Here is a 1,003-nt window from a genome sequence, read left to right as displayed (position 1 = left end):
AGGCCATCGTGGCTCACGGCATCTTCACTCAGGCATGTAAGGACGTTGCTTCCAAACTGGCATGAGCGACGTCATCGAGACCCAGCGCGAACGCGTTTTTTATACCTGGACGGCTCAGAAAAAAGCGGCTCCCCTGGAAATTACCGGGGGTAAGGGCGCGCGTTTTCAAACGGCCGACGGCGAGTGGTGGTGGGACCTGGGTTCCACCACCTGAAACGCCAACCTGGGTCACGGACATCCCGGCATGCAGCAGGCCATGGCCGAAGCGGGGCAGCGCGGACTGGTGGCCAGTCCCACCGCCGCCTTCCCCGACAAGGCCCGGGCCGGTCAACTACTGGCCGAAATCACTCCCCCCGGACTGAACAAGAGTTTTCTCTGTCTGTCCGGGGCGGAGGCCAACGAGAATGCTCTCAAGATGGCCCGCATGGTCACCGGGCGCAACAAGGTGGTGGCGCGCACGCGCAGCTACCACGGCGCCACTCTGGCCATGCTCTCCTTGTCGGGCGATCCGCGGCGCGAGCTGTTCGAGCCGGGTCTACCCGGCATCGTGCGCTTTACCGATCCCTACTGCTACCGCTGCAAGTTCGACCTGGACCCCAACACCTGCTCGCGCGAGTGTGCTCAGGATCTGGAGACCAGCCTGCTGGAGGCCGGTCCGGAGACGGTGGCGGCCGTTTTCGTCGAGGGCGATGTGATCGTGATTGACCGGAGTCCTGTGGGACCTCCATCAAACCCGGCGGCTGTTCACTCGCGGTGTAGATGCTGCCCCAGAAAGTCAATGAATACGCGCAGCCTCGGAACCATGTGCCGATTCGTCGCCCAGAGAATCTGAAACATGCCTTGACGGGTGCTCGCACTCTCGAGCACAGGGAGCAACTTCCCCTCGGCCAGCGGTTCACGCGCGACGAAGTCTGGAACGTAGGCAATACCAAGTCCTTGCAGCGCGGCCGACAGTACGGCTTCGGTATTGTTAAAGACGAGCTGCTGCGATCGAACAGAGGCG

General features: G+C 62.4%; 3 protein-coding genes. 2 read left to right on the top strand and 1 reads right to left on the bottom strand.

The window, feature by feature from the left end; translation table 11 throughout:
• The first annotated feature begins 61 nt into the window (after positions 1 to 61).
• Positions 62 to 214, top strand: coding sequence for a hypothetical protein (locus ABT24_RS15200; protein ID WP_286738220.1), 153 nt, complete (start codon positions 62 to 64; stop codon positions 212 to 214).
• A gap of 9 nt (positions 215 to 223) precedes the next feature.
• Entirely contained in the window at positions 224 to 832 is a 609-nt protein-coding gene (locus tag ABT24_RS15195) for an aminotransferase class III-fold pyridoxal phosphate-dependent enzyme (RefSeq protein WP_286738222.1), read from the top strand.
• On the opposite strand, the gene ABT24_RS15190 is transcribed toward ABT24_RS15195, so the two are convergent.
• Positions 745 to 927 carry a type 2 periplasmic-binding domain-containing protein gene (locus ABT24_RS15190; RefSeq protein WP_353743861.1) on the bottom strand — a complete coding sequence of 61 codons (183 nt, stop codon included), beginning with the start codon at positions 925 to 927 and terminating at the stop codon, positions 745 to 747. The two genes, ABT24_RS15195 and ABT24_RS15190, sit on opposite strands and share 88 nt — an antisense overlap.
• Between the last annotated feature and the right edge of the window lie 76 nt (positions 928 to 1,003).

The organism is Thiomonas sp. SCN 64-16, from assembly GCF_001725585.1.
GTDB classification, from domain to species: Bacteria; Pseudomonadota; Gammaproteobacteria; order Burkholderiales; family Burkholderiaceae_C; genus Thiomonas; species Thiomonas arsenitoxydans.
This window is presented reverse-complemented; position numbering and strand designations above follow the sequence as displayed.